Here is a 26636-nt window from a genome sequence, read left to right as displayed (position 1 = left end):
CCGGGGCCCGGGCCGCGCCCCCGCCCCCCCCCCCCCCCCGGCGGGGGCCCGGGGGGGGGGGGCGGCCCCCCCCCCCCCCCCACCTCCGGGTGTTCCGGTCCGACGGGACCGGCCGTCGGCAGGGCTCAGGCGATGAGCGGGGCACCGCCCGTGCCCCTTGCCGCCCCGTCGTGGGGCCGCCCCCCGCGCTCGCCCCAGCGCAGGGTCGACACCACGGCGTCGAAGGTCAGCACGACCGCGCGCACAGGTGCGGCGTCGACATCGCCGTCCGTGAGCACGGTGAAGGTCAGCAACCCCCAGACCCCCGGCGACTCCGGGTGCGAGACGTAGTAGACGACTCGCACCGAGGGCGACGAGCGGCCGATGTGCCGGCTGTCCACGCTGCTCTCGACCCGCACCGCCGAGGCCCCGCCCACCTCCAGGTAGAGGCCACGCGGCCCGGCGTCGGCGAGGATCGAGGAGAGCATCTGCTCGGCGTCGACCTCCGGGTCGTCCTCGAGCACGGTGAGGAGCAGCGAGCCGGGCAGACGGAAGCCGTTGTACTCCTCGACGGGTAGGACCACCGAGCGCGCCCCGGCCTCACCGGCCTCGTCCGCGGCGGCGCTCAGCTCCTTGCGCAGCTGTCGCCGCCACGGCTCGGCCCGGTCACGGGGCAAGGACTCGGGCACGGCGTGCGCGACGACGAGCTCTATGGTCGCCGCCCGTTCGCGGTCGGTCCCTGCCGCGGTGGGCAGGCTCACCCATCCGTCCGGGACGGCCATCTGGATGTCGATCATGCGTCCTGCTCCTTCGCGCCCGTCGAGGCGCCGTCGGTGGCGTCCGGGCCGTTCACGCCCTGCCGGTCGGCGGCGACGAGCTCGAGGAGCTGCTCCACCCCGGGCCCGATCGCGGCCATCAGCGAGAGGTCGAAGACCCGGGTCCGCGCGACGACGTCGAACGTCGCGGCGGGCCGGTCGTCCGAGGCCGGCCACTCGACGCGCATCGCGGCGTCGAGCCGTCCGCAGGCAGCCTGGTCGGGCCCACCGGTCAGCGCGAACGCCCGCACCGCGTCCCCCTGTGCCGTCCCGAAGTAGTCGACGACCGGTTCCCGCGCGTCGCCCGGGAGCCCTCCGGTGCCGATCGCGTCCATGAGGTAGGTGGGGTCGTTCGCCAAGGGCTCGAAGAACTCCACGACGACAGGGACAGGGGCCCACCGGGGGGCCTGCGAGTCGACGAAGCCCGCCCCCCAGGCCAGCCGCGCCCACGGCGCCAGCGTGTCCGCGCGCTCCTGGAGCCACTCGGCCGTTCCCGACCCGACATGCTCGCCCGACAGCGGGAAGTCCCCGGCCTCGGCGGGCCACCGCTCGCGCGTGGCGGCGAGGCCCTGCTCGGCCCACTCGGCGAACAGCTCGCCCACGTGTGCGGCCCACGCCTCCCGCTGGGCGGCGGGCTCCCGGGCGCTCGGGACCCACTCCCACGTCCACGGCACCCGGGTGAGAGCGAGGAGGTCGACCTCCGTCTCGCCGGGCATGGAGGAGCCGCCTCCGGGCCTCGCCACGCTCATGGTGCTCACCCCTGCTCCGCGACGCCGGGCGGGTTGACGGAGGGCATCCACTCCTCGAGCCGGCCGCCGTTGTAGACCAGGTTGCCGCCGAGCTCGAACGTGCCGTTGAACCCGCCCCAGACCATCCACAGCGGAGAGGCCTTGCCACCGACGGCCGACATGACCGCCGAGAGGTCGCGGTACCCGCTCCAGCCCCCGATGACGCCGGCCCAGTCCTTGGCGAAGGTCCCGGGGTTGCTGAACAGGCCCTTCCACATGTCCCTGGCTCCCTTGAGCTGCTCCACTGTGGAGCGCCAGAAGCCGACGTCCGGAGTGATCTGCCCGCCCTTGCCGAGCAGCCAGTTGGTGGCCGGGTTGTTGAACCAGTCCGAGAGGTTCCTCCACTGCGTGGCGGAGTTGTTCACGGGCGGGAAGACCGAGATGTTCCGCGCCGGGCCGAGGCCCTGCACGACGGACGGGCCGCCGGCGGGGACACCCGGCGCGCCGGGCGTCATCCGGCCGAGGTTGATGTTCTGGCCCATTCCTCCGGGCGTGAAGTTCAGCTGCGGGGGGCGGGTGTTCACGGTGCGGAAGCCGCGAGTGATCCTGGCCAGCGACTGGGCGCTCTGGCTCATCCCCTTGGCGACGAGCGAGAGCCCGGCACCGACGCCGGCCAGCCCGAGGCCCACCGCCCCGAGGACGACGTCGAGCACGCTGCCCTTCCCATGGGCATAGAGGACGGTGTTGGCCACCAGGGCCACCGCCCCCGCGACCACCGACCCCAGGACGAGGACGTTCACGCCGGGGATGAGGATGGCCAGCACGGCGAAGACCATGCCGATGATCGCGAAGATCCTGCTGATCTGGGCCATCACGGCATCCAGCTTGTCCTTGAAGCTGTCCGTGAGGCCGTCCTCGTACCGCTTCTCGTTGACGTTGTCGCCCAGCCGCTTCCCGGCCACGTCCAGGGCGGCGAGCGCGGAGTCGAGGCGGGACCGGGCGGCCGAGAGGCTGCCGTCGGCGCGGTCCTGCGCCGCGGTCTTGTCCCTGCCCTTCTGTCGTTCCTCCGCGGAGACGGAACCGTCCTCGTCCTCCTGCGGGTCCGGCATGGCGTCCGCCTTGGTCTGGGCGGCCTCGGCGGCCCGGGCGTCCTCCAGCGCCCCGGCGCTCTCGTGCAGCGCACGGTCGAGCTCGGGTTCGTAGATCGCGATCTCCCGCGCGACGTCGCTGTAGCGCACGCCCGCCTTGGTCAGCCGGTCCCGCAGCGACTGCGCGTCCTCCCGCAGCGCGTCCACGTACTGCCCGGCGAGGGACTCGCTGTTCGTCTCGACGATCTTGGTCAGGGTGGCCACCGAGTCCTCGATGGTCGTCGCGATGTTCTTGTACCGGCCCTGCGAGACGTGGATCTGGTCCGGGTCGGCATGGATGGGGTCCGACCCTCGGTCGAGGGGCGACCAGTCGCCCAGGTTGCGGATGCTCATGCGAAGTCCTCTACGTCTGGAGCGGTGGTCAGTTCTCGGACAGGCTCTCGACGAGCTGCTGGTCGGCGTCGGTCCAGGCCTCGATGACCTGCTCGACCTGCTTCTCGAGGGCCTTCATGTCCTTGACCATTGCGTCGCGGTTGGCCGTCCAGTTGAAGGCGAAGTCACCCATCGAGAGGTTGGCGTTCAGCTGCCCCCAGATCCCCTTGTCGTCGTTCTGGAGGTCGAGGGCGCCCTGGAACTCCGAGATGAGGAAGCGGAGGTCGCCGAGGAGGTTGTCGAGGTCGGACTTCACGACGATGTCTGCCATCACGGCTCCGATCGGTCGGGGGCGGTCGAGTGGGTGAGCACCGCGGCGGCGGGCTCGGGTGCCAGGAGGGGCACCTGCACGGTGACGAGGACGCCGTCGCCGAGGTGGACCAGCGCCGAGCCGGGGACGACCCGGGCGGCGAGCGCGGAGCGCGTGAGCCGGACGCCCACGAGGTCACCGTCGCCGAGGTTCGGTGGGGAGAGCAGGGCGCCGCGACGGCCCTTCTTGACGTCGACCTGCCAGCCGGTGAACCCCATCGCGACGGACCCGACGTCACCGGCCAGGACGATGCCGCGGCGCCTGCCGGCCGCGCCGCGGACATAGGCCCGCAACCAGTCCCGAGCGGGCACGTCCCGCCAGACCTCGGCGTCGTCGACGACGAGGACGACCGGCCCCTCGCCTGGGTCGAGCAGCGGCGCGAGGTCGTCCTCGGTCGGCGCCTCGGCCGTCACGACCCCGCGGACCCCGGGCCGCCCCTCGAGAGCGCGCATCGGGGAGGCCGACGGTGCGCCGACGACGACCTCGCAGCCGTGCCGCAGGAGCGACTCCGTCATCACGGCGAGCGCGGTGCTGCGGCCCGAGCGCGACGGCCCGGCGACGAGGAAGGTGGGCTGGTCGCCGAGGAGGTCGGCCCCCACGGGCTCGAGCTCGTCGCCGCCGACGCCGAGGAGGGCGTAGCCGCCCGGGCCGTCCGACCCCGCGCGTCGCTCGGTCAGGGTGCTCCACGCCTCGTCGAAGGTGAGCCGGGACGGCAGGACCGCGACCCGACGCGGCCGACGCTCGTCGGGGACGTCGGACTCCCGTGCCGCGAGACGTTCGCCGAGCGTGTGCAGGGCGGCAACCTGGGCGGGCCCGGACGGGTCACCGGTGAGGAGGAGGACGTGCGTCTCCACGGCCCCGGCCGTCCGGTACCCGCGGCCCGGTGGGAGGTTCTCCGGGATCTGGCGCGGGTTGAGGCCCGCGAGACTGGCGTCGGTGCGGTCCGAGAGCCGCAGCACGAGCTTGTCGTCGCACAGCGACCCCATCCGCCCGCTGAGCAGCTGGTGGTCCCCGGTGACGACGAGATGCACGCCCGCGCTCGCGCCCTCGCGCATGAGCACGTGCACCCGCTCGGTCAGGGCGCCGCCCTCGTGCTCGCCGAGCGTGCCCGTGAAGCCCTCCCAGCGGTCGATGAGCAGCATGACGTGGGGCAGGCGCTCGGCGACCGGCACGCCCCGGCGCTGCTCGGTGACGTCGGCGAAGCCGCCCTCGCCGAGGATGCGCTGGCGTCGCAGCACCTCCTCGTGGAGCCGGCCGAGCAGCCGCACGGCGCGCTCGGTCTCGGTGCGCTGCACCACGGCTCCGCAGTGCGGCAGGCGGGTCAGGGGCAGCAGGGCGCCGTTACCGCAGTCGAGCCCGTACAGATGCAGGTCCGCCACGCTGCTGGCCGCCGCCGCAGTCGCGGCGATCGTGCGCAGAGCCTGCGACCTGCCGGAGCGGGGTGCCCCGATCACGTGGAGGTGCCCGAACGTCGCGAGGTCGGCCGTCACCGGGCCCTGGCGCTGCTCGGCGGGTCGGTCCGCGACGGCCCACGCGAAGACGGGCTCGCCGCGGGGCCCGGGCGTGGCAGTACCCGCGAGCTCGGCGACCGGCGTGGCGGGCAGCGGTGGGAGCCAGGGCCGGCGCGGTGCGGGGATGCCGAGCGCCTGCGTCGCGCCCTCGACCGCACGCACGAGCACCGCGAGATCGGTGACGACGTCGGCCTCGCCGCGCGGGGTGGGCCTGGTCGGTGCCGGCCGCCCGAGGTCGAGCCAGTCGACCCCGCGGAGGAACGGCTCCGGGAGCGCGGCGACGTCCGTCGTGCGTTGACGCCGACCTCCGACCCGGGCGGTCTGGAAGGGGATGAGCGAGCTGTGACCGAGCCGGGCGTAGCCCCGGCCCGGGTGGGCCGCGGAGATACTCGCGGCGTCCCGGGCGTCGATGACGTCGGTGCTCTCCCCGGTGTCGGTCACCCGCAGCGCGACCCGGAGGTTGGTGTTGGCGCGGATCTCCGCCGACACCACACCGGACGGGCGCTGGGTGGCGAGGACGAGGTGGATGCCGAGCGACCGTCCGCGCTGGGCGATGTTGACGAGCCCCGTGACGAAGTCGGGCAGCTCACGCACCATCGAGGCGAACTCGTCGATGACGATGACCAGGCGTGGGACGGGGACGAGGTCGTCACGGTGCGTCGCGTAGTCGACGTAGTCGTCGAGGTCCTTGGCGCCGGCGTCGGCGAGGAGCTGCTCGCGGTACCGCAGCTCGGCCGTGAGGGAGGCCAGGGCTCGCTCGACGAGGTGCGGGTCGAGGTCGGTCACCATGCCGACCGTGTGCGGCAGCGCCACGCAGTCCTTGAACGCCGCACCGCCCTTGTAGTCGACGAGGACGAAGGTCATCGCGTCCGGGCGGTTGGCGACGGCCAGCGACGCGACGAGGGTCTGGAGGAACTCGGACTTGCCCGACCCCGTGGTCCCCGCGACGAGTGCGTGCGGCCCGTGCTCGGCGAGGTCGAGGGCGAAGGGCCCGTCGAGGGAGTGGCCGACGACGGCTCGAGTGGTCGCTGCGGAGGCCCCCCACCGGGCGACGAGCCCACCCGCCGAGGGCTCCTCGAGCTGCAGCACGTCCAGGAGTCGGGAGCTGTCCGGCAGGGCGGCCTCCCCGTGGGTCTCGCTGACGTCGCGCAACGGGGACAGCGACCTGCCGACGGCCGCGAACCAGTCGTCGACGACCACGTCCGGCTGCACGCCGTCGACCTGTCGGGCACGCTGCTGACGGAGGGACACCTGAGGGTGGGACGGGTCGCCCACCGCGACGACGACGGTGCCGCACTCCTCCGGCAGGGTGCGCTCGTCGGCGTCGAGGCAGATGCTGTAGACGCCGACCGCGGGGCCCTCCTGGAGGATCGTCACCACCCCGGGCAGGGCCCGGAGCCTGCGGGCGCCGTCGAGCAGGACGACGATGTCGGGGTCGGCGAACTGCGTGGTCCCCGGCGAGTCGAGCCGCATCCGCTGCCGGACGGCGATGAGCTCGGAGAGCTCCGCCACCCGCCGGGCCAGGGTCTCGGCGTCCGTCCCGACGAGGGCGACGGCCTGCTGACCCAGCTGGGGGCGCGCGTGCGGCAGCCAGGTGGCCCAGTCCCACCAGCGGCGCCCCTCGGGGTCGGTGAGCAGGTACAGCTGGACGTCGCGCGGGCTCTGCAGGACCGCGAGCTGGCCGAGGACCCAGCGGGCGAGGGTGCGCGGCCAGTCGCCGGCGCCGGCCACCCCCACGACGCCTGCGCGGGCGACCGAGAACGTCACGGGCACGTCGGGCAGCTCGCGCTCCTGGCGCTGGCGGCCCAGGTGGCGGCGGCCGCCCTCCTCGGAGAACTCGACGGTGACCTCGCTCGGCAGGTCGGCCAGGCCGACCCGGACGAGCAGGTGGTCGGGGTCGGTGCGCCGGCGCTCCCAGAGCCGGCTCCGGGGCCCGGTCGCGACGAGCAGGAGCTCGGCGGGGTCGGGGCTGCCCGCCCGGCGGTCGCGACACTCGGTGTGCAGCGCGGCCTCGATGTCCTGCTCGGTCGCCGCCAGGGCATCGCGGTACTCGGCCATCCGACGGCGGTGCCCGACCTTGCCCTGACGCCGGCCGTTGAGCCAGCTGCCGAGGATCATGATGGGCGTCATCGCGGCCATCATGAGGAACATCGGGTTCCTCAGGACGAAGGCGATCAGACCGCCGAACGCGGCGGGGAGCAGCGCGGTGAGCCACGGGAGGGCGGACCCGGGTGCGGCCTGGGGCTCGTCGGGGAGTCGGAAAGAACGGTGCCGCTCGGGGGGGAGGAGCCGTGGGGGCCGGTTGTAGTCGAGCCGCTCGCTGTCGACGGACGGCTGGACCACGGCATCGGGTCGCGCGACCGGGTGCGCCTCGAGGACGCTGCGCCACAGGGTCAGCTGCGCTCCCGGCCCCCAGACCGCGTCGGCAGCGTCGAGGGGCGCCTGCTCGAGGTCGAGACGGTCGGGGGTGTCGGTGTCGTCGAGCCGTGCCGCCGCCCCCTGCGGCGACGGCCGGCCGTACGGGGCCTGGTCGTCGTTCTCGCGCCGGACGCAGACCTCGGCGTCGAGGTTCACCCGCAGCCGGGCCAGGACGTCCGGGTAGCCGTCGGGCAGACGCAGTCCGCACGCGGACGAGGCGCCCATCAGGTGCTCGCCGGGCCCGATGGTCCACACCTGCCCGGCGTCGGCACCACCGACGGCGCGCACCGTGACCAGTCCCGTCGGCTCGGGCACCGCCGCGGGGCCGTCGCCGAAGGTCAGCACGGCACCGTCGTGGATGCCGCTGCGGGCGACCGGCGTATCGAGGTCCAGCACCCGCCCGGCCATCCGGACGGGGCCGTCGGTGTCGAGGAGGGCGCGGCGTGACCGGGTGCCGCCGTCGAGGTCCGCGGCGAGCCGCGCGACGACGTCGCGCAGAGGGGTGGCCGGGTCCGCGTCGACGACGACGTCGCGGGACCGGCCGTCCTCGTGGCTCACCGTGATGACGATGGGCACCGGGTCTCACCTCCTCGCGGTGTCGACGGGTGGGGGGTCAGCGGGCCCGGGCCGCCGCCGACGGACCGTCGGCGGCGGGGTGGGCCTCGTCGGTGACGGCGCTCAGCCGTCGTTGAGCGAGCCGGCGAGCTGGGTGTCCATGTCGCGCAGCGCCTCGACGGCCTTGTCGAGCCACTGGGAGAGCTGCTCGAGGGTCTCCATGACCTGGTTGGCGGAGGTGACGAACTCGGTGTGCACCTCGTCGAAGCGGCCGGACGCCTGGTCGGTGACGAAGCCGGAGGACGTGAGGCCGTCGACGATGCTCTTGCACTCGGTGAGCTTGGCGTCGATGTCGTTCTTGTTGTTGCGCATCCGGCTCGCGCTGTCCGACATCTCGGCGTAGGTGATGTTCAGGTTGGGCATGGTGCTGTCCCTTCGGGGTCGGCCGGGCGGGGTGCCCGACACATGAGCGGACGAACGCCAGCGACGCTAGGAGCGGCTCCGTCGGCCGGTCCAGACCGTTGGGACCCCGGACCCGGGACCGTGGTCCCGGGCCCCTGACACCACTCCGTGGTGGACCCGAGGATCGTTCCGAGGTCGTGGCGAGAGGAGACGTCGGAATGAGCACCAGGTGGCACGGAGTGCCGACCCGGAGCGAGCGTGGCACGACGCGGGGGGCCCTGGTGGCGATCCTGGCGGGTGCGCTGTTCCTCGTGGGGCTGACGGACGCTTCGGGGGCGGAGTCGCCGTCCCCGTCCGCATCGCCCTCGCCGTCCTCCACGGCCCAGCCCACCCCGGCCCCGGTCCCGACAGGTGAGGTGAAGTACTACATCGTCGCCTCCGAGTACGAGGGCGAACCCGAGTTCCTCTACGAGATCGCCGAGCGGATGCTCGGCTCGGGGGACCGCGCGATGGAGATCTTCCTGCTCAACCAGGGCCGCCGTCAGCCGGGTGGGCTCATCGTCTCCGACCCGGAGGTCATCAAGCCGGGGTGGGTCCTCGAGCTTCCGGCGGACGCGTCCGGTCCGGAGGTGCGGGTCGGCCCTCTGCCGACCTTCGCACCGCTGCCGGGGGCGAGCGCGCCCGCTGCGCCGACCGCTCCGGGCGCGGCCCCCGAGGCGGCGTCCGGAGAGGAGGGCGCGTTCTCGTCCACCTGGTGGGTCGTCGCCGCGGCCGTCGGGGCCGCCCTCGTCGCCACCCTGGTCGTCGTCCTGGCGCTCCGGAGCCGTCGAGACCGCGAGAATGCCGCTCCCCCGGCGCCGAGGCGGCCTGCGGCGCTCGAGCGGTCGACCGCCCGGCCACCGGGCTCGCACCGCGCTCTTCGCCCCGGCCGACGGGAACGCCCGCCGGCTCCCACGCCCTTGGACTCGTCGGTCTCCTGGATGGTGGACCGCGCACTGCGGGTCCTCGCGTCCGCCTGCCGTGCCGCGGGCCGGACCCTGCCCGAGGTCGCGATGGTGGTCGTGGGGCCCGAGCACCTCTCGCTGCGCCTGCTGAGCCCGGACGACATGACCCCCTCCGGGTGGGCCGCCCGCGACTTCGGACGCACCTGGGCCTCCTCGTTGCGCCACCTGCAGACGGCGGCCGTGGACGACACGCTGGACGACCCCCTGCCCCAGCTCGTCACCGTGGGTGGCACCGCCCAGGGCCGGGTGCTGGTCGACCTCGCCCGGGCCCGCGGGGTCGTGGCCGTCGACGGGGACGGCGCCGGGCAGCGGCACCTCCTCGACATCTGGATGCACGAGCTGACGACGAACCCGTGGTCCCGCGAGGTCCGCGTCGTGCGGGTCGCCGTCGCCGCGCCGGTGCCCGCCGGGTCGAAGGTCGTCGACATCGCCGATGTCGGTGGGCTCGACGACGTCGTCGACGGTGCCCCCGCAGGCATGGTCGTCCTGGCCCGGGCGCCGAGGGGCCGGGACCTCGAGCGCGTCACCGCCCTCGCGGGTGGGACGGTGGGGCCACGGTGGGGCGTCGTCGTCCTGGGCGGGCTGCGTGACGCCCGGTGGCGCTTCACGTGCGACGGCTCCGGGCGGGTCACGACGCCTCTGCTGGACGAGCCCGTGGTCATGGCGGCGCTGCCGGAGGCCCGTGTGGAGCGGGCGTGAAGGACGCGTGAAGAGGCCGTGGCCATGCTGTCGCCATGACCGCTCACCACTCGGCGACCGTGCCGCAGACACACCTCCAGATCGCCATCAGCTGCCCGGAGGTCCTCGACCGCGTCCGGCGGGCGTTCGCGGCGAAGAACCTGCACGTCCACGTCGACCGGTTGCCGGTCATCGAGCTCACCGTGGGGACCGGCGATGGCGCGGTCCCCTCGGCCGGTGCCCTGGGGGACGTGCTCGCCCAGCTGTTGGGGCCACCCGCGACCGGGCGGACCGGCGGCCGTGGGCCGGCGGTGACGCCCTACCGGCTGGCGCTCGTGGCCCGCGAGTCGGAGCGGTCGGCGGGGGTGCGCCCGGGCGCCGAGGCCGACGCCCACGACGACCTCGAGCCGGTCGACGCCCCACCGCTCGTCGTCGCACCCGACCCCGACGACGCGGCCGGGGGCACGCCCCGCACGCTGTCCCCGAGGGAGCGGGAGGTCATGGGCTGGGTCGCCCGCGGCGCCCGGAACTCCGAGATCGCCGACCGGCTCCATCTCACGGAGAAGACCGTGAAGAACCACGTCAACCGCATCTTCGTCAAGCTGGGCGTCACGAGCCGGGTCGAGGCGGTCCTGGTGTGGCAGCGGGACGGTGACCGTCCGGTCGTCGTCGAGGCCGCCGCACCACCCCCGCTCACCCGCCGCGCGGGGTGACCCGTCGTCGGCGGGGGGTCATGCTCCCGGTGCCTCGACGTCACCCATGACCTCTCGCTCTCGACGACGGTCGTGGTCCTCGAGAGGACGGCGCGCCCGGCGTCCGCTCGGGGTGAACCCGTCGAGGAACGCCCTGACCTCGTCGCCTTCCTCGGAGGCGAGCTCGTGGAAGTGCGCCAGCGCCCGTTCGGCGAGGGGCACGGCGACGTCCGGCTGGGAGCGGGCGGTGCGTGCCAGGCCGAACAACGCGCGGGCCTCGTGGTATCGGTCTCCCACCTGCCGCGCCAGCTCCTCGGCGCGCCGGAAGTGCTCGCGCGCTCGCGCGGGCCGTCCGAGGCCCTGCTCGGCCACGCCCAGGGTGACGAGCAGGTTGGCCTGGTGGATCACGCTGCCGCCGTCCCGCCCCCGGAGCAGCCCCGCCTGCCCGTACTGCAGCGCCAGCTCGTACTGGCCGAGCTCGGCCAGCAGCTCGCAGAGCACGTCGTGTGTCGCGGTCGCGTAGTACGCGGAGCCCGACCGGGTGGCGAGCTCGAGCGCCTCGTGGGCGTAGGGCAGTGCGGCCTGGTAGTGCTTCGCCTCGCGCAGGGTCGAGGCGAGGTTGCCGAGGAGGCTGACCCGGTAGAGCCGGTGCTCCTGGGCGTCGAGCAGCTCGAGGCCACGCCGCAGGTGCCGGACGGCGTCCCCGTTCTCCCCGCGGCGGGAGGACGCGACGCTCAGGTGGTTGAGCAGGGCGGCCTGTCCGAGGCGGTCGCCGAGAGCGGTCGCGGAGCGCAACGCGGACCGCAGGACGTCCACCCAGTCGCCCAGGGCACCTGCCGTGTAGAAGTAGTGGAAGAGCAGGTACGCCAGCTGCCAGGTGTGTGCGTGGTTCCCGGTGCGTCGGGCGACCGCGATGATGGGCCGGAGGTTCGGCCACTCCTCGCTGCACCAGAGCAGGAGCTCGCCCTCGTCGTCGAGCGTCGGGATCTCGTGGGCCGGCGGCTGGGGGACCTCGAAGGGCAGCGGTGCGGCGCCCAGGGTGTGGGTCGTCGACATGCTCGCGACGTACCATCCGGAGAGGCGGGCCCGCGCGGCGTCCCTCTCCGCCTCCGTGAGGTGCTGCTCGGCCAGCTCTCCGGCGTAGGCCCGGGTGAGGTCGTGCATCGTGAACCGGCTCCCGTTGCGCTGCACCAGGTGATGGGCCGCCAGGGTGTCCAGCACGGTGTGCGCCCTCCGGGGCGGGAGGTCGAGCAGTGCCCCGGCCGACAGGGACGTCAGGCTCGTCCCCGGCAGGACCCCGAGGAGGCGGAAGGCGCGGACGCCCGCGTCGTCGAGAGCGGCGACCGACCAGGAGAGCGCCGCGCGGACCGAGCAGAGCTCGTCGTCCTCGAGCTGGAGCGTGTCGAGCCGGTGCCGCTCGTCCTCGAGCCCGGCGACGAGCACCGCGAGCGGTGCCGAGGGATCGGCCTCCACCCGTTCGGCCGCGACCCGCAGCGCGAGGGGCAGGCCGTCGCAGAGCGTCGTCAGGCGGCCCACGGCGGACGGCTCGGCGGCCACCCGCTCCGGGCCCACCGCCTCGCCGAGCAGCTGGGCGGCCTCGGTGGTGGACAGCGGCCCCAGCGTGACCCGGCGGGCGCCGTGCCGGACCGCGAGGGCACTGAGACGGTTGCGGCTCGTGACGACGACGAAGCATCCCGGTGAGCCGGGAAGCAGGTCCTCGACCTGGTCGGCGGACTTGGCGTTGTCGAGCAGCACGATCATCCGGCGCTCCGCCATGGTGCTGCGCCACAGCGCGACCCGGTCGTCGTGCGCGTCGGGAACCGTGGTGACCCCGAGCGAGCGGAGCAGACGGTGCAGTGCCTGGGCCGGGTCCAGCGCGGGGTGGGTGGGGTCGAAGCCGCGCATGTTGAGGTGGAGGACGCCGTCCGGGTACTGCTCGTGGAGCAGCCGGACGCAGTGCAGGGCGAGCGCCGTCTTCCCGATCCCGCCGACGCCCACGACCATGACGACACGGCGAGGCCGGTCTCCGGCCGCCGCCGCGGCCCGGACCATCTCCTCGACGCTGTCGGCGCGTCCGACGAAGCCGGCCAGCGGGGGCGGGAGCTGTCGGGCCAGGGCGGGCTCGTGCGCTCCGGGGGCCGGCGTGCTCTGCTCCCGGGGGGTCTCGACGACCGGCAGGTGCGGCGGGTCCTCCTCGCTCCGGAGCAGGACGGCCTGGACCGCCCGTGTCTCCGGGGCCGGGTCGAGCCCGAGCTCACGAGCGAGACCGTCCCTCAGGTCCTGGTACTGCGCCAGGGCGTCCGCGGTGCGGCCGACGCGGTGGAGCAGGACCATGAGGCTCCGGCGCATCCGCTCGTCGAAGGGATGGTCGCCCACGTGCTGGGCCAGCTCGCCGGCTGCCGCGGCCAGGACGGGGCTCCCGTGTGCGTCCCCGCCTGCCGTGGCACCGGCGAGGAGCATCTCGGCCCGCTCGACGAGGAGGCGGACCCGCAGGTCGGCCAGCCGGCCGCGCTGCTGCTCGGCGAACGGCCCCGGGAGGCCGGGGAGGACCGGACCCGGCGGCCAGCTCGTCAGTGCGTCGTCGAGGATGGCGACCGCGGTGTCCGGGTGGTCGTCGGCGCGGGCAGCGCCGGCCTCCTCCGTCAGACGCTGGACGCGGCGGAGGTCGACCGCGTCGTCGTCGACCACCAGCGCGTAGCCGGTGTCGCTGCTGGAGAGGGGGTCGCCGGCGGCCCGGAGCGCGCGGCGCAGGCCGGAGACGTACGTGTGCAGGCTGCCGGTGGCGGTCGCGGGCACCCGCTCGCCCCACACCCGGTCGACGAGCACGTCTCGGGGGACCACGGAACCGGCGTCGGCCGCGAGGGCCAGGAACGCGGCCCGCTGCTTCGGTGGGCCGAGATCGACCTCCTCGCCGTCGACGAGCACGCGCAAGGCAGCCAGCATCTCCACCCGGATGACCGGGGCGCTCATTGATCACCCCCTGCATGGTCGGATCGAGCGCACCGTCATCGTATGGACGATCGCGGCGTCGCGCCCCTCGAGCGTGCAGAGGTCTCGGTCAGGTGAGCCCGGCGAGGAAGGTGAGCGAGCGCTCCACGACGAGCTGTGTCGCCGCCGGGTCGTGGGACCGCAGCGAGCTGTCGAGGAAGAGGTGCACCGAGCCCGGGTAGGTGAACACGTCGACCTCGGGGCGTCCGTCCGCGAAGGCCCGGGCCGCGTCCAGGTCGCCCTCCCCGGCGAAGAACGGGTCGCCGTCCATGCCGTGCACCTGCGCGGGCACGCCGTCCCGCCACGTCCCGAGCTGAGCCGGGTCGGCGAATCCCTCGTAGCACAGCAGGCCGGCGACGCCGGGGCGCTCGACGGCGATCCGGGTGGCGCCCATCACCCCGAACGAGATGCCCGCGACGACGAGACCGTCCGGCAGGTCGTCCGCGGCGGCGAGGGCCGGTGCGGCGACCGTGTCGAAACCGCGGTTCCGTGCGTACTCGAAGCCCTCGTCGATGGAGTCGAAGGTGCGTCCCTCGAAGAGGTCCGGAGTGTGCACGGTGTGCCCTCCGGCGCGCAGGGCGTCGGCCAGGGCGCGCACGCCAGGGGTGAGGCCCTGGATGTGGTGCAGGAGCAGGATGTCCGTCATGTGCCGACCGTAGGGGTCATTGCGGACGACCGGCGTCCGCAACAGGATGGGGTGGTGCGCCCCGACACGACCCCGGCCGCCCGGGCCCTCATCACGATGGAGGCCATCCAGGACAGCCCCGGCATCACCGCCGAGCGGTTGGCCGAGCGCCTCGGGGTCACCGCGCGAGCCGTGCGCCGGTACGTCGGCATCCTGCGGCAGGCCGAGATCCCCGTCGAGTCGGCGCGCGGTCCCGGGGGCGGGTACCGGCTCGGCCGGGGCACCCGCCTGCCGCCGCTCGTCTTCAGCAGCGCCGAGGCGCTCGGGCTCGTCATGGCGGTGCTCGACGGCCATCACGCGGCGTCGGACCCGGACGACCCCGTCGGCGCGGCGGTCGCCAAGCTGCTGCGGGCGATGCCCCGGCACGTCGCCGCACCTGCCGACGACGTCCGCCGCGCGACGGCCGCGGCACCCGACCGCGGAGCCGCCCGTCCGGACCCGGCCACGACCGTCGCGCTGGTGCGGGCTCGCGCCGAGCGGCGCGTGGTCCGCCTCGGCTACCGCTCGGAGGCGGGCCGGGAGTTCACGACGGACGTCGAGCCGTGGGCGGTGGTGGTACGGCACAGCCGGTGGTACCTGCTGTGCCGGTCGCTGCGGTCGGGGGAGGTGCGGACCTACCGGGTCGACCGCGTCCGCGACGTCGAGGCCCTGGACGACGGCTTCGGTCCGCCGCCGGACCTGGATGCCGTGGCGGCGGTCGAGGAGAACCTCGGCAGCGGCTGGGAGCATCCGACCGAGGTGGTCGTCGACGCACCCCTCGACGACCTGGCCTGGCTGCCCCGGACGATGGGACGCCTCGAGGCCGTCGACGGGCACACGACCCGGCTCGTCGGCAGTACGAGCAACGCCGCCGGCTACGCCCAGGACCTCACCCGGCTGCCCGCACCGTTCCGGGTCGTCGGTGGCCCGGAGCTGCGCGAGGCGGTCGCGGCGCTCGCGTCCCGTCTGGCCGACGCCGCGGACGCCCCCGGCGCGGCCGGCCACGAGCCGGCCACCTGACGGCGGGAACCTTCGACCTCGCACCCCGAACTTCGGGGTGCGAAGCCGAAGGTTCCGGCACCAGGCGAAAAAGTGGTGGTCAGTCGTCGGCGAGGGCGGCGGCCGGGGCGATGCGGCTCGCGCGCCGGGCCGGGAGCACCGAGGCGGCCAGGCCGCAGACGACGGCCGCCAGGGCCACGAGACCGAGCCGGTCCCACGGCACGTCGAGAACCACCGGCACCGAGCCGCCGAACAGGCTCATCGGCCCGGCCAGCCCGTAGACGGTCCCGAGCACCGAGCCCACGACGGTCGCGACGACGGCGAGCAGCACGGCCTCGCCCGCGAGCATCCCGCGCAGCTGACGGCGGGTCAGCCCGAGCGCCCGGACGAGCGCGAGCTCGCGGGTGCGCTCGATGACCGACAGCGACAGCGACGTCCCGATGCCCACGACGGCGATGACGACCGAGACCGCGAGCAGCGCCGTGACGACCTGGAGCAGGGTGTCGACGACCTCCTCCAGCTGGGCGCGCATCGGGGCCCCGCCGGAGACGGCCGCACCGGTTCCCGCGACGACCGCCTTGGCCTGCGCGACCGCACCCGAGGCGTCGGCGTCCGGCGCGAGCCGGAGCAGCACCGTGCGGGTCCCGGCGTCCGGCGCGAGCGTCCGCAGGTCCTCCGTGGTGACGGCGAACGACACCGGGGCGTCGTCCGAGACACGGACGGTGAGCGGCACGTCGTGGCCGCCGACGGAGAGCGTGGTGCGCGCACCGTCGGTCAGCCCGGCGGCGTCCGCCGACTCGCGTGCGGCGAGCAGCACGCCCGGCGCCAGGCCGCCCAGGCCGTCGCCGCGGACGACGTCCGCCGCGCTGCTCGGGATGCCGACCACCTGCTGGTCGGTGACGTCGCCGACGTCGGTGCGCACCCCGGGGAGGTCGGCGCTCGCGACGACGCCGTCGATGTCGTCCATCTGCCGCACGACACCCGGACCGAGGTCGCCGGAGGTCGCGACGACGGCGACGTCGACCGAGAACCGGTCGTCGAGGGAGCCGGTGACCGAGCGCTGCCCCGTGGCCGCGCCGACCGACATCATGACGATGAGGGTCACGCCGACGAGCAGCGCCGACGCGGTGGAGGCGGCCCGGGCCGGATGCCGGACCGTGTTCTCGAGGGCCATCTCACCCGGGATGCCGGCGGCTCGCGCCGGCATCGAGCCGACGAGGCGCGCCACGGCCGGGACGAGGACGCTGCCGGCGAGCAGCACGCCGACGAAGCTGACCGCCCCGCCGAGCACACCGAGCGGCAGCACCCCGGCGGTCGCCCCGGCGGCGAGGATCGCCCCACCGCCGAGCACGCCGAGCAGCCCGAGGCCGATCCGCACCCGCCCGGCCCGCGAGCGGGCCGTGACGGCGGCATCCGGACGCAGGGCCGCCATCGGGGAGATGCGGGCGGACCGGACGACCGGCACGAGAGCCGCCGCCATCGTGACGACCACCCCGACGAGGGTCGGCACGACGACCGCCGAGAGGGGCACGGTGAAGGTCGTCAGCGGGATGCCCAGGCCGGACGCGGAGGACGCCGCGGCCAGACCGCGCGCGGCCAGCGCCCCGACGCCGACCCCGACGAGCGAGGCGCCGAGGCCGAGCACGACCGCCTCGAGCAGGGCCGAGCGCAGGACCTGGGCGCGGGTGGCCCCGACGGCCCGGAGCAGCGCCGTCTCGCGCGCCCGTCGGGCGAGGAGGACGGAGAAGGTGTTAGCGATGACGATCGCCGACACGAGCAGCGCGACCGCGGCGAAGGCGAGGAGGAAGCCGGTGAGGACGTCCCGCCCGCCGGTCATCTGCTGGACGGCGGCGTCCGCGGCCTCGGCGCCGGTCCGCACCGTCGCCTCGGACCCGAGGGCGGTCCGCACCGCCTCGACGGCGGCCGCGTCGGGCACCCCGTCCGCGGCGTCGGCGCGCAGCTCGGTCCATCCCTCGACGCCGGTGAGCGCCGTGACCTCGTCGGCGGTCGCCACGACCGTCCCGAGCCCGGTGGCACGGGGGTCCTCGGAGGTGTCGACGACGCCGACGACCGTGGCGCCGCCCCGCGGCGTGCTGAACCGGTCCCCGACGCCGAGACCGAGCGAGGTGGCGACGTCGGTCGAGACGGCGACCTCGCCCGTCGACGCGGGCATCCGGCCGGACTCCACGGGCAGCTGCCTCTCGTCCGCGGGCGCGGTGGTCACGAGGAAGACGTCCGACACGGCGTCGTGGACGAGCACGCCGCTGCGCTCCGCGCTCACGTCGCCGACCTCGGGGAGGTCACCGACGCGCTCGAGCGCGCTCTCCGGCAGCGTCTCCGGCCCGTCGCCCTCGGCCGCCGACACGACGGCGGCCCAGGCCCCGAGGTCGCCGGAGGCCGCGGTCCGCACGCTCGCGGTGAGCGTCGCGCTGAGGGTCAGGGTGGTCGCGACGAACGCGACCCCGAGGAGCACCGCGAGGCCCGGGCCGACGTAGCGGCGCGCCTGGGTGCGCAGGGTGGCGAGGGTGAGGCCGGTCATGCCGTCGCCCCCAGGCCGCCCATCGCCTCGAGGACGTCCTCGCGGGACGGGTCGCGCAGCTCACCGGCGAGACGGCCGTCGCGCAGGAGGACGACCCGGTCGGCGGCGGCCGCGGCACCCGGGTCGTGGGTCACCATGACGACGGTCTGGCCGAACTCGCGGACCGAGCGGCGCAGGAACGCGAGCATCTCGGCGCTCGTGCGGGAGTCCAGCGCACCGGTCGGCTCGTCGGCGAAGAGGACGTCGGGGCGGGTCATCAGGGCGCGCGCCATCGCTACCCGCTGCTGCTGGCCACCGGACAGCTCGCTCGGCCGGTGCTCGAGCCGCTCGTCCAGCCCGAGCGTCGTCGTCACGAGGTCGAGCCACGCGTGGTCGAGGCGGCGGCCGGCGAGCTTGAGCGGGAGGGTGATGTTCTGCCGGGCGGTGAGCATGGGCAGCAGGTTGAAGGCCTGGAAGACGAAGCCGACCCGGGTGCGGCGCAGCACCGCGAGCTCACGGTCCGACATCCGGGAGAGGTCGGTGCCGCCGAGGAGCACGTGTCCGGAGGTCGCGGTGTCCAGCCCGGCGAGCAGGTGCATGAGGGTCGACTTGCCGGAGCCGGACGGGCCCATGATCGCGGTGAACTCGCCGGTGCCGAAGCTGACGTCGATGCCGTCGAGGGCGCGGACGGCGTGCGGCCCGGAGCCGTACTCCTTGACGAGCCCGACGGTGCGGGCGGCCGTGGTCGTGGTGGTGAGCGGTGTCCCTGTCGTGGTCATGCACCCACCGTCGCGTGGCGCGCCGCCCGGGCACATCGGACCGTGGTCCCTGCCTGCGGGTGCCGGCTACGACCGGGGTCGTACCTCGACGAGCCCCGTCTCGTACGCGAGAACGACCATCTGCACGCGGTCGCGCAGCTCGAGCTTGCTGAGGATGCGCCCGACATGGGTCTTGACCGTGGCCTCCGCCATGAAGAGGGTGCTCGCGATCTCGGCGTTCGTCAGGCCTTCGCCGACCGCGGTGAGCACCTCGACCTCGCGGGCCGTGAGCGGGTCGAGGCGCTCGCGGCGGGTGTCGTCCGCGCTGGGGGCGCCGGGTTCGCCGGTGCTCGGGAGGCCCTCGGCCACGTGCTCGAGCAGCCGGCGGGTGGCGCTCGGGGCGAGGACGGAGTCGCCGCGGTGGACGGCCCGGACGGCCGCGAGGAGCTCGGCCGGGCCGCAGTCCTTGAGGAGGAAGCCGGACGCACCGGCCCGCAGTGCGGCGTAGACGTACTCGTCGAGGTCGAACGTCGTGAGGACGACGACGCGCGGCACCGGGCCGGGCCGGGCGAGGAGCTCGCGGGTGGCGGTGACGCCGTCGGTGTGCGGCATCCGGATGTCCATGAGGACGACGTCGGCAGCGAGCCTCGAGAGGAGCTCGAGGGCCTCGGAGCCGTCGCCCGCCTCGCCGACGACGTCGAGATCGGGCTGGGTGTCCAGGACCATGCGGAACCCGGCGCGCACGAGCTCCTGGTCGTCGACGAGGACGACGCGGATCGGGCTCTCGCTCATGGCGTCACCTCCGTGGTCGGCAGCAGGGCGCGGACCCGGTACCCGCCCTCGGGCCGTGGGCCGGCCTCGAGGGAGCCGCCGACGGCGACGGCCCGCTCGCGCATCCCGACCAGCCCGCTCCCGCCGTCGGTCGCGACGTCGGCGGCGGCGCCCCGGCCGTCGTCGCTGACCTCGAGCACGAGGCCGTCCGGGGTGTGGTCCAGGCGCACCGCGGCGCGCGCGCCGGGGCCGCCGTGCTTGAGGACGTTGGTGAGCGACTCCTGGGCGATCCGGTACACGGCGAGCGAGGTGTCGGTGGGGGTGTCTCCCGGGGCAGCGCGGTCGAGGGCGAGGTCGACGTCCAGCCCGGCCTCGCGCACCCGGTCGACGAGCCCGCCGAGCTCGTCGAGCCCGGCCATGGGGGTGTAGTCGTCGTCCGGGGCGGTGACGTCGTCGCGCCGGAGCAGACCGACGAGGTGGCGGGTCTCGGCGAGCCCGGCCCGGGCGGTGGCCGCGAGGGTCTCGAGGGTCTCGGCGGCCTGCTCGCGGTCCCAGGTGGGGGCGTGCCGCGCGGCGAAGGCCGCGCCGTCGGCCTGGACGACGATGACGCTCAGCCCGTGGGCGACGACGTCGTGCATGTCCCGGGCGATGCGGGAGCGCTCGCGCTGGGCGGCGAGCTGCTCGCGCTGCTCGCGTTCGCGCAGGAGCGCGGCGTTCTGGTCGGCGAGCCGGGCGAGCACCGCACGCCGGCTGCGCACGAGGTCCCCGGCGATCCACGAGACGACGGCGATGCCCCCGGTGAAGAGGGCCGTGACGAAGAAGCCCGCGGACATGCCCCCACCCCAGACGAGGGGCCCGAGGACGCCGGCGAGCACCGCCACGCCCAGCCCGGCGAGCCGCACCCGGCCGCTCTCGGCGTACGCGGCGAGGGCGTACGTGGCGATGGGGAACGCGATGTCGGAGGGCAGCGCGTCCGGCCAGACGAACAGCTGGACGAGGCAGGCGAGCGACACGACGGTGAAGGTCAGCACCGGCCTGAGCCGGCGCAGCACGAGGACGAGGGTCATCGTGACGGCCAGCACTGCTTCCGGGACCCCGGTGCGGTCGTAGCCGACGTCGATGCCGCCGACGACCGTCAGGCCGAAGACGAGGAAGACGAGGACCGCGACGACCCCGTCGACGACGAGCGGGTGCCGACGGGGCCAGTCGTAGACGGCCTGCGTGTTCACCGGTCCAGCCTAGGGAGGTCGGGGAGGCGGCACATCAGACCACGGTCGGACTCCGGTCAGTCCTCCCGACTCCCGATGCGGCGGGTCAGCGGGGGGAAAGCCGGTGCAGCTCGACGTCCCGGACCCGACCGGCGTCGAGCCGCAGCGTCATCCACGTGAAGTCCGGCTGGCGGCGTCGGTCGGTGGGGGACCCGGGGTTGAGCAGCCGTAGACCGTCGTGCTCGGTGTCCCACGGGATGTGGCTGTGCCCGAAGACGAGGAGGTCGACGTCCGGGTACTGCGCCCGCATCCGCTCTTCGCGCCGCTGCTTCTGCCCGGTCTCGTGCACCACCGCGACGCGGACGCCCTCCACCGTCGCCCGCGCGACCTCGGGCAGGCGGGCCCGCAGGTCGTCGCCGTCGTTGTTGCCCCAGCAGGCGAGCAGCCGGGCGCTGCGGGACTCGAGGGCGTCGAGTGTCGCGACGTCGACCCAGTCGCCGGCGTGGACGACGAGGTCGGCGGCCTCGACCGCCTCCCACAACGGCGCCGGCAGGTCCTTGGCCCGTCGCGGCAGGTGGGTGTCGCTCATGAGGACGACGTCGGTGCCGGTCACGCCGGCGGCTCCGTGACCCGGCCGCGACGGCAGGCCTGGGAGCAGTAGCGCACCTGCTCCCAGTCGTCCGCCCACGTCCGGCGCCAGGTGAAGGGCCGCCCGCACGTCGCGCAGGTCTTCGTGGGCAGATCGGCCTTCCGGCGCATCCGGGGCATGGCCTCGAGCCTAGTGGCGCCCTCGCGGGCCGCGACCGACGACGGGGTGGGGCTGGGGACCGCTCGTAGGATCGGTGGTGTGCGACCCCGAGCCCGTCCATGAGCCCGCGTCGGCGGGCGGCGCTCGTCGGCCTGGTCGCCGCAGTCGTCCTGGCCGTCGCCGGGGTGGTCGGCTGGGCCCGGCTCGGCCCGGGCGGCGTCCCGCAGGACGAGCCGGGGCCGGTCCTCCTCGTCGCGGGCTACGGAGGCGACACCGGGTCGCTGGCCCCGCTCGCCGCCGCGCTCGAGGCCGGCGGTCGGCGTGCCGCGGTCGTCGCGCCGGTGGGCGACGGGCGCGGGGACCTGCGCGAGCAGGCGGAGGCGCTGGACCGTGCAGTGGACGACGCACTGTCCGGCGGCGCCCCGTCGGTCGACGTCGTCGGCTACTCCGCCGGCGGTGTCGTGGCGCGCCTCTGGGCCGCGGACCTGGGCGGCGCGGACCGCGCCCGACGCGTGGTCACCCTGGGCTCCCCGCACCACGGGACCGAGGTGGCGAGCCTGGGGGCGGTGCTCGCTGGCCCGTCCTGTCCCGAGGCGTGCCGGCAGCTGGCCGCCGGCAGTGACCTGCTGGCCGGGCTGCCGGAGACACCCCGCGGTCCCCGGTGGGTCAGCGTGCGCACCGACGCCGACGAGGTCGTGACACCGGCGTCGTCGGCGCGGCTGGCCGGTGCGGTGGACGTCCGGCTCCAGGCGGTCTGCCCCGACGCCGGGACCACCCACGGCGGTCTGCCGCGGGACCCGCTCGTCGTCGGGGTCGTCGCCCGCGCACTGGCCGTCGCCGTGCCCGGGCCGGTGCCGCCGTCCGCCTGCGCCGACCTGCGCCGCGAGGGGGACGCGCTGCTCGACCGCGCCGCGGTCAGCTCGTGATGTCGCGGGTCGTGAAGTTGGCCCAGGCGGCGCCGAGCAGCACGACGACGTAGCCGGTCTGCACGAGCACGCCTGCCTGGAGGTCGTGCCACGGAACCGGGTCGCGGAACAGGTCGACCCAGGCCAGCCAGTACCGGGTGGGCAGGTAGTCCCGCACCGCGCCCGCCGCGTCCAGGGCGACGAGCACACTGCTGCTCACGAGCACGGCGAGCCCGCCGAGCGCCGCCGCCAGCGACGAGTCGGTCACGGTCGAGAGGAAGAGCGCCACGGCGGCCACCCCGACCATCGACCAGCCGATGTAGAGCACCATGACCCCGGTCCGCCACGCCAGGCTCGCCGGCGTGAGCGTCGTCCCGGCCAGGGTGGTCGTCGTCAGCTGCCCGGAGTTGCCGAGCAGGCTGATGCCGGTGACGTAGCCGACGACCGCGACCGCGAGCACCGCCAGCAGGGTGTAGACGAGCACCGAGACGAGCTTGGCGACGAGCAGCCGGGTGCGGCCGACGGGCCGCACGAGCAGGTAGCGCAGGGTCCCTGCCGACGCCTCGCCCGCGACGGCCTCGCCGGCCTGCACCGCCACCGCGATGGGCAGGAAGAAGGGCAGGACGATGCCGAGCGCGGCGGCCGGGTAGAGCGCGCCGTTGCCGAGCACGGCGGCGAGCAGGGTGGGGCCCTGGCCGGGCCGGGGTGCGATGCCGGTGACGGCGAGGAACACCGCGACGACGACCGGCAGCAGGCAGAGCAGCCCGATGCTCACCCACGTGCGGGGGCGGCTGACGAGCTTGCGGAGCTCGACGCGGATCACGAGGTCAGCCTCAGGACGGACTCCTCCAGAGTGCGCCGCTCGGGTGCGGCCTCGAGGACGCCGATTCCGGCACGCACCAGGGTGTCGGCGGCCGCGGCGACGCTCGTGCCGTCGAGGACGAGCTCGCCCTCGCCCCGCCGCTCCGGCGGGGGCAGCCCGAGCGCCCGGGCGCCGGCCGCCACGTCGTCCACCCGCACGAGGGTGCGGCCGGTGGGGCCGCGCAGGGCCCCCAGGTGGTCCTGCGCGACGAGACCGCCGCGGTGCAGGACCCCGACCCGGGTACAGAAGAGCTGGACCTCGGCCAGGAGGTGGCTCGAGAGGAAGACCGTCGTGCCCTGCGCGTTGAGCTCGAGCAGCAGGTCGCGGACCTCGGCGATGCCGCGCGGGTCGAGGCCGTTGGTCGGCTCGTCGAGGACCAGCAGCCGCGGGCCCCGCAGGAGCGCGGCGGCCAGCCCGAGGCGCTGGCGCATCCCGAGCGAGTACGCCCGCACCGGCCGACGCCCGACGTCGGCGAGGCCCACCCGCTCCAGGACGGCGTCGACCCGCCGGGCACGGGTCCGCCGGGAGCCCGCCCCGTCGGCGAGAGGGGGGCCTCCGGCCGGCCCCGCGGCGTCGAGCAGCCGCAGGTTCGCGCGGCCGGTCAGGTGGCCGTAGGCGCCCGGCCCCTCGACGAGGGCACCCACCTGGGGAAGCACCTCGTGGGCGTGCCGCGGCATGGCGCGGCCCAGCATCTCCACCTCCCCGCTCGTGGCGTGGACGAGGCCGAGCAGCATCCGCACGGTCGTCGTCTTCCCCGACCCGTTCGGGCCGAGGAAGCCGTACCGGTCGCCGTCGTGGACGGCCAGGTCGAGGCCGTCCACCGCCGTGACGTGGCCGAAGCGCTTCGTCAGGGAGCGGGTCACGACGACGTCGTCGCTCATCGTGGTCCCCGCCCCTCCGGCTCGGCGTCCAGCAGGTCCGCGGCCGCCTCGTCGAGCAGGCCGGGGTCGACGAGCCCGGTGACGACGTAGGCCCGGCGGCCGTCCGCGGAGGTCGCGAGAACGGCGTTGAGCAGGCTCGAGCCGATCCGCACCAGCCGCCCGTCGGGCACCTCCTCGACGACCGACCCGGCCGAGGTCGCCCCGCCCACGACGTCCCGGGCCACGTCCGGGGGCAGGGGCAGGACGGCGACCCGGACGAGCCCGGTGCCGTACGTCGTGACGTCGCCCGGCGCTTGGCGCCCGGGGGTCACGGGGAGGCCGGCGAGGGAGGGCGGCAGGAGCCACCGGCTCGCCTGGGCCACGCGCCCCACGAGGTCCGGTGCGGTGCGCAGCTCGCGCTCGGCTCCCGGCGCCGCCGGCGGGGTGAGCACCGCGGGGTCGGGCCGGCCGACCGTGACCCGGGACAGCTCGGTCGTGAGCGCGTCCGACCCGTCGGTTCCCACGACGACGAGGCGCAGCGGCAGCCCCGTCTCCCGGTCGACCCACACGTCCGCCCGCGCGATCGTGCTCCGTCCGTCCCCGGGGCTCACCCGGACCCGGTCGGCGGTGCGACCGCCCACACGCTGCGGCGGCAGGGCGGTCACGGCGTCGTCCGGACCGACCGCCGCAAGGAGCCGGCGGGTCGCCTGCGGCGGCAGGAGGTCGTCGGCCCGCGGCAGGCGGGCGGTGGCCCCTCCGGTGACGGTGACGAGCTCTCGGCGGCCATAGTCCCAGGTCCACACCGAGCGGGGGAGCCCGTAGGTGTCCCGCTCCCCGGTGACGTCGACGACGTCGACCCGCCAGTGCGCCTCGTCACCCCACCACGTCCGGGTCTGGGTCGTGTCGCCGAGCAGGGAGGCGAGGTCCCCGAAGCCACGCAGGTCCGGCAGCGCCAGCGCGCCCCGACTCTCCCCGGTGGCGGAGTAGGGCACGTCGGCCGAGGCCGCCGCGCGGGCGGCGACGGCCTGCGGCTCGAGCTCGGTAGGGGTGACACCCAGGGCGGCCACGGCCCGCGGCCCGAACCCGAGGACGCTGACGAGGGCGGCGGTGCCGAGGACGACCACGGCCCACCGGGCGCGCGCGGCGGGCGTCACGACGGTGCTCATGCCGCAGTCTCACCCGCGCACCTGGGAGAAACCACCCGTCCGATGGTCCACGTCGGGTGGGCTGTCGAACGACGACGGTCATGCGCGGTCGCGGCGAACCGGCATCTGGCTCCGCGAAGGCCGTTGGGGACAGGGCCCGGTCAGCCGTGGTGGACGACCCGGACCGGGTGCTCGGGGTGGCGGCGCAGCCACTCGGCCGCGAACGGGCAGTCGGGGCGGACCGCCCGGTCCTGCACCGCCAGGGCGTCCACCGCCGTGCGGACCAGGGCCCCGCCGACACCCATCCCCTCGGCGCCGTCCGCGACCTCGGTGTGCACGAGCACGACGGCGGAGCCGTCCCGGCTCTCGCGCGCCAGCAGCGCACCGACCTCCCGGCCCCCGACCCGGGCCACCCAGCCGCGCTCGGACCGGGAGACCTCGACGTCCACGTCGGCCATGTCGCACCACCTCCGGAGTCCATGCTCACACCCGTCGCGTCGGACGATGGCCCCAGGCGGCGCCGTGCTCGGATGGGGGACGGACCGCACCGAGCTCCGCCACCTGCAGCGGCGACATGCTCCTGGAGGTACTGATCGCGTGCTCCGGCGTCACCCGCGCAGCGTCGCCACGGCCCTCCCGGAGGTCCCGCGGGTCGTCGGGTCGTCGTGCGACGCCGTTAGCCTGGGCGCAGGCCCGCCGAGGCTCGGCGGCCGAGGAGGACACGACGTCATGAGCGCACCCCCCGGATGGCACCCCCAGCCCGACGGCCGCGACCGCTGGTGGGACGGGCGGCAGTGGACCGACCACTACCGCGACCCCGCGGTCGAGGGCGCCACCCAGGCGCTGCCCGCGGCCGGCACCCAGGGCGGTCCGGGCGTCGCCCACCCGGGCGGCGCGGCCTACCAGGGCACGGGCACGGGCTGGCAGCCGCAACAGCAGCAGGGGATGAGCAAGGGCCTCAAAGGCTGCCTCATCGGTGGTGTCGTCATCGCCCTGCTCCTCGCGGCCGGTGCCGTCGCCGCGGTCTTCTTCTTCGCACGCACCGCCGACCGCGTCGTGGACGAGGCCCGCTCGGCCATCCCGAGCGGTCTGCCCACCGAGCTGCCGAGCGACTTCCCGAGCGACCTGCCCACCGACCTGCCCGAGGGCCAGACCTTCGAGGTCGGCGTCGGCGACGGCTTCGACATCCCCGGTGGGTCCGTGGAGCCCGGGTGGGAGGTCGCCGACCAGACCGTCGGGCACGCCATCGAGGGCATGACGATCTCCTTCGACGACGACCGAGACATCCCGGCCTACTTCTCGCTGTCCTTCCGCGGAACGGACGGCGAGGGCACGGTCGACACGTTGTGCACGGCGATCCGCGAGGACGGCGCCGACTCGGCGGACGCCACGTGCATCCCGATGTTCGGCGACCCCGACACCGGCGCCCCGGTCACCGTCGAGACCCAGTTCTGAGCGGCCGCGGGCCCGCCTAGGGCCTGTTACGAAAGTCGTCGCAGCCAGTGGTCGATGCTGGCGACGTGGACGGTGGCGGCGTAGCGGACGGCGAGCTTGTCGTAGCGGGTGGCGAAGCCGCGGTGGTGTTTGAGGTGGTTGAA

General features: G+C 75.1%; 23 protein-coding genes. 5 read left to right on the top strand and 18 right to left on the bottom strand.

The window, feature by feature from the left end; genetic code table 11:
• Nucleotides 1-125 precede the first annotated feature (125 nt).
• From JQN72_RS17600 to JQN72_RS17575, 6 genes are all read right to left on the bottom strand, one after another.
• Nucleotides 126-776, bottom strand: coding sequence for a hypothetical protein (locus JQN72_RS17600; RefSeq protein WP_204136442.1), 651 nt, complete (start codon nucleotides 774-776; stop codon nucleotides 126-128).
• Nucleotides 773-1510, bottom strand: a complete 738-nt coding sequence (locus tag JQN72_RS17595; RefSeq protein ID WP_204136441.1) for a hypothetical protein — start codon at nucleotides 1508-1510, stop codon at nucleotides 773-775. The genes JQN72_RS17600 and JQN72_RS17595 overlap by 4 nt, the downstream gene beginning before the upstream one ends.
• 38 nt (nucleotides 1511-1548) lie before the next feature.
• Nucleotides 1549-3003: a hypothetical protein gene (locus JQN72_RS17590; protein ID WP_204136440.1), complete on the bottom strand. Its 1455-nt coding sequence runs from the start codon at nucleotides 3001-3003 to the stop codon at nucleotides 1549-1551.
• A 28-nt stretch (nucleotides 3004-3031) separates the two neighbouring features.
• A complete protein-coding gene (locus JQN72_RS17585; protein ID WP_204136439.1) occupies nucleotides 3032-3313 on the bottom strand; it encodes a hypothetical protein in 282 nt (93 codons plus the stop codon).
• A complete protein-coding gene (locus tag JQN72_RS17580; RefSeq protein ID WP_204136438.1) occupies nucleotides 3313-7857 on the bottom strand; it encodes an FtsK/SpoIIIE domain-containing protein in 4545 nt (1514 codons plus the stop codon). The genes JQN72_RS17585 and JQN72_RS17580 overlap by 1 nt, the downstream gene beginning before the upstream one ends.
• A 102-nt stretch (nucleotides 7858-7959) precedes the next feature.
• Nucleotides 7960-8259, bottom strand: a complete 300-nt coding sequence (locus tag JQN72_RS17575; protein ID WP_204136437.1) for a WXG100 family type VII secretion target — start codon at nucleotides 8257-8259, stop codon at nucleotides 7960-7962.
• 197 nt (nucleotides 8260-8456) lie between these two features.
• On the opposite strand from JQN72_RS17575, the gene JQN72_RS17570 reads away from it, so the two are divergent.
• Both JQN72_RS17570 and JQN72_RS17565 read left to right on the top strand, forming a co-directional pair.
• The gene (locus JQN72_RS17570; RefSeq protein ID WP_204136436.1) at nucleotides 8457-9941 is read left to right on the top strand and encodes a LysM peptidoglycan-binding domain-containing protein; all 1485 of its coding nucleotides are present in this window, start codon (nucleotides 8457-8459) and stop codon (nucleotides 9939-9941) included.
• Nucleotides 9942-9976: 35 nt separating this feature from the next.
• Nucleotides 9977-10633 carry a helix-turn-helix transcriptional regulator gene (locus tag JQN72_RS17565; RefSeq protein ID WP_204136435.1) on the top strand — a complete coding sequence of 219 codons (657 nt, stop codon included), beginning with the start codon at nucleotides 9977-9979 and terminating at the stop codon, nucleotides 10631-10633.
• A gap of 18 nt (nucleotides 10634-10651) precedes the next feature.
• On the opposite strand, the gene JQN72_RS17560 is transcribed toward JQN72_RS17565, so the two are convergent.
• Nucleotides 10652-13582, bottom strand: a complete 2931-nt coding sequence (locus JQN72_RS17560) for a BTAD domain-containing putative transcriptional regulator (RefSeq protein WP_204136434.1) — start codon at nucleotides 13580-13582, stop codon at nucleotides 10652-10654.
• An 88-nt stretch (nucleotides 13583-13670) separates the two neighbouring features.
• Nucleotides 13671-14246 carry a dienelactone hydrolase family protein gene (locus JQN72_RS17555; protein WP_204136433.1) on the bottom strand — a complete coding sequence of 192 codons (576 nt, stop codon included), beginning with the start codon at nucleotides 14244-14246 and terminating at the stop codon, nucleotides 13671-13673.
• Between the two features lie 54 nt (nucleotides 14247-14300).
• On the opposite strand from JQN72_RS17555, the gene JQN72_RS17550 reads away from it, so the two are divergent.
• Nucleotides 14301-15284: a YafY family protein gene (locus tag JQN72_RS17550; RefSeq protein ID WP_204136432.1), complete on the top strand. Its 984-nt coding sequence runs from the start codon at nucleotides 14301-14303 to the stop codon at nucleotides 15282-15284.
• A gap of 79 nt (nucleotides 15285-15363) precedes the next feature.
• Here the strand turns inward: JQN72_RS17550 and JQN72_RS17545 are convergent, their stop codons facing one another.
• From JQN72_RS17545 to JQN72_RS17520, 6 genes are all read right to left on the bottom strand, one after another.
• Nucleotides 15364-17802, bottom strand: a complete 2439-nt coding sequence (locus JQN72_RS17545; RefSeq protein WP_204136431.1) for an FtsX-like permease family protein — start codon at nucleotides 17800-17802, stop codon at nucleotides 15364-15366.
• Nucleotides 17799-18560 (bottom strand): ABC transporter ATP-binding protein, encoded by a 762-nt coding sequence (locus JQN72_RS17540; RefSeq protein ID WP_204136430.1) that lies wholly within the window; start codon nucleotides 18558-18560, stop codon nucleotides 17799-17801. The genes JQN72_RS17545 and JQN72_RS17540 overlap by 4 nt, the downstream gene beginning before the upstream one ends.
• Nucleotides 18561-18626: 66 nt before the next feature.
• Nucleotides 18627-19331, bottom strand: coding sequence for a response regulator transcription factor (locus JQN72_RS17535; protein ID WP_204136429.1), 705 nt, complete (start codon nucleotides 19329-19331; stop codon nucleotides 18627-18629).
• Nucleotides 19328-20539, bottom strand: a complete 1212-nt coding sequence (locus tag JQN72_RS18630; RefSeq protein WP_204136428.1) for a sensor histidine kinase — start codon at nucleotides 20537-20539, stop codon at nucleotides 19328-19330. The genes JQN72_RS17535 and JQN72_RS18630 overlap by 4 nt, the downstream gene beginning before the upstream one ends.
• Nucleotides 20540-20624: 85 nt before the next feature.
• Nucleotides 20625-21107 (bottom strand): metallophosphoesterase, encoded by a 483-nt coding sequence (locus JQN72_RS17525; protein WP_204136443.1) that lies wholly within the window; start codon nucleotides 21105-21107, stop codon nucleotides 20625-20627.
• A 20-nt stretch (nucleotides 21108-21127) separates the two neighbouring features.
• Entirely contained in the window at nucleotides 21128-21286 is a 159-nt protein-coding gene (locus tag JQN72_RS17520) for a DUF2256 domain-containing protein (RefSeq protein WP_204136427.1), read from the bottom strand.
• A gap of 99 nt (nucleotides 21287-21385) precedes the next feature.
• On the opposite strand from JQN72_RS17520, the gene JQN72_RS17515 reads away from it, so the two are divergent.
• Complete coding sequence (locus JQN72_RS17515; protein WP_204136426.1) at nucleotides 21386-22192, top strand: triacylglycerol lipase; 807 nt, start codon at nucleotides 21386-21388, stop codon at nucleotides 22190-22192.
• Here JQN72_RS17515 and JQN72_RS17510 read toward each other — a convergent pair.
• The 4 genes from JQN72_RS17510 to JQN72_RS17495 form a co-directional block, all read right to left on the bottom strand.
• Nucleotides 22182-22994, bottom strand: coding sequence for an ABC transporter permease (locus tag JQN72_RS17510; protein ID WP_204136425.1), 813 nt, complete (start codon nucleotides 22992-22994; stop codon nucleotides 22182-22184). The genes JQN72_RS17515 and JQN72_RS17510 overlap by 11 nt on opposite strands.
• Nucleotides 22991-23914 carry an ABC transporter ATP-binding protein gene (locus JQN72_RS17505; protein WP_204136424.1) on the bottom strand — a complete coding sequence of 308 codons (924 nt, stop codon included), beginning with the start codon at nucleotides 23912-23914 and terminating at the stop codon, nucleotides 22991-22993. Before JQN72_RS17505 ends, JQN72_RS17510 begins: the two co-directional genes overlap by 4 nt.
• The gene (locus tag JQN72_RS17500; protein ID WP_204136423.1) at nucleotides 23911-25059 is read right to left on the bottom strand and encodes a sigma-E factor regulatory protein RseB domain-containing protein; all 1149 of its coding nucleotides are present in this window, start codon (nucleotides 25057-25059) and stop codon (nucleotides 23911-23913) included. The genes JQN72_RS17505 and JQN72_RS17500 overlap by 4 nt, the downstream gene beginning before the upstream one ends.
• 140 nt (nucleotides 25060-25199) lie before the next feature.
• The gene (locus JQN72_RS17495; RefSeq protein WP_204136422.1) at nucleotides 25200-25496 is read right to left on the bottom strand and encodes a GNAT family N-acetyltransferase; all 297 of its coding nucleotides are present in this window, start codon (nucleotides 25494-25496) and stop codon (nucleotides 25200-25202) included.
• 271 nt (nucleotides 25497-25767) lie between these two features.
• On the opposite strand from JQN72_RS17495, the gene JQN72_RS17490 reads away from it, so the two are divergent.
• Nucleotides 25768-26493: a DUF2510 domain-containing protein gene (locus tag JQN72_RS17490; protein WP_204136421.1), complete on the top strand. Its 726-nt coding sequence runs from the start codon at nucleotides 25768-25770 to the stop codon at nucleotides 26491-26493.
• The last annotated feature ends 143 nt before the right edge of the window (nucleotides 26494-26636 follow it).

Source organism: Phycicoccus sp. CSK15P-2 (assembly GCF_016888005.1).
In the GTDB taxonomy this organism is placed as follows: Bacteria; Actinomycetota; Actinomycetes; order Actinomycetales; family Dermatophilaceae; genus Phycicoccus.
The sequence above is the reverse complement of the archived record's forward strand: the minus strand, read 5'-3'. Positions and strand labels throughout refer to the sequence as shown.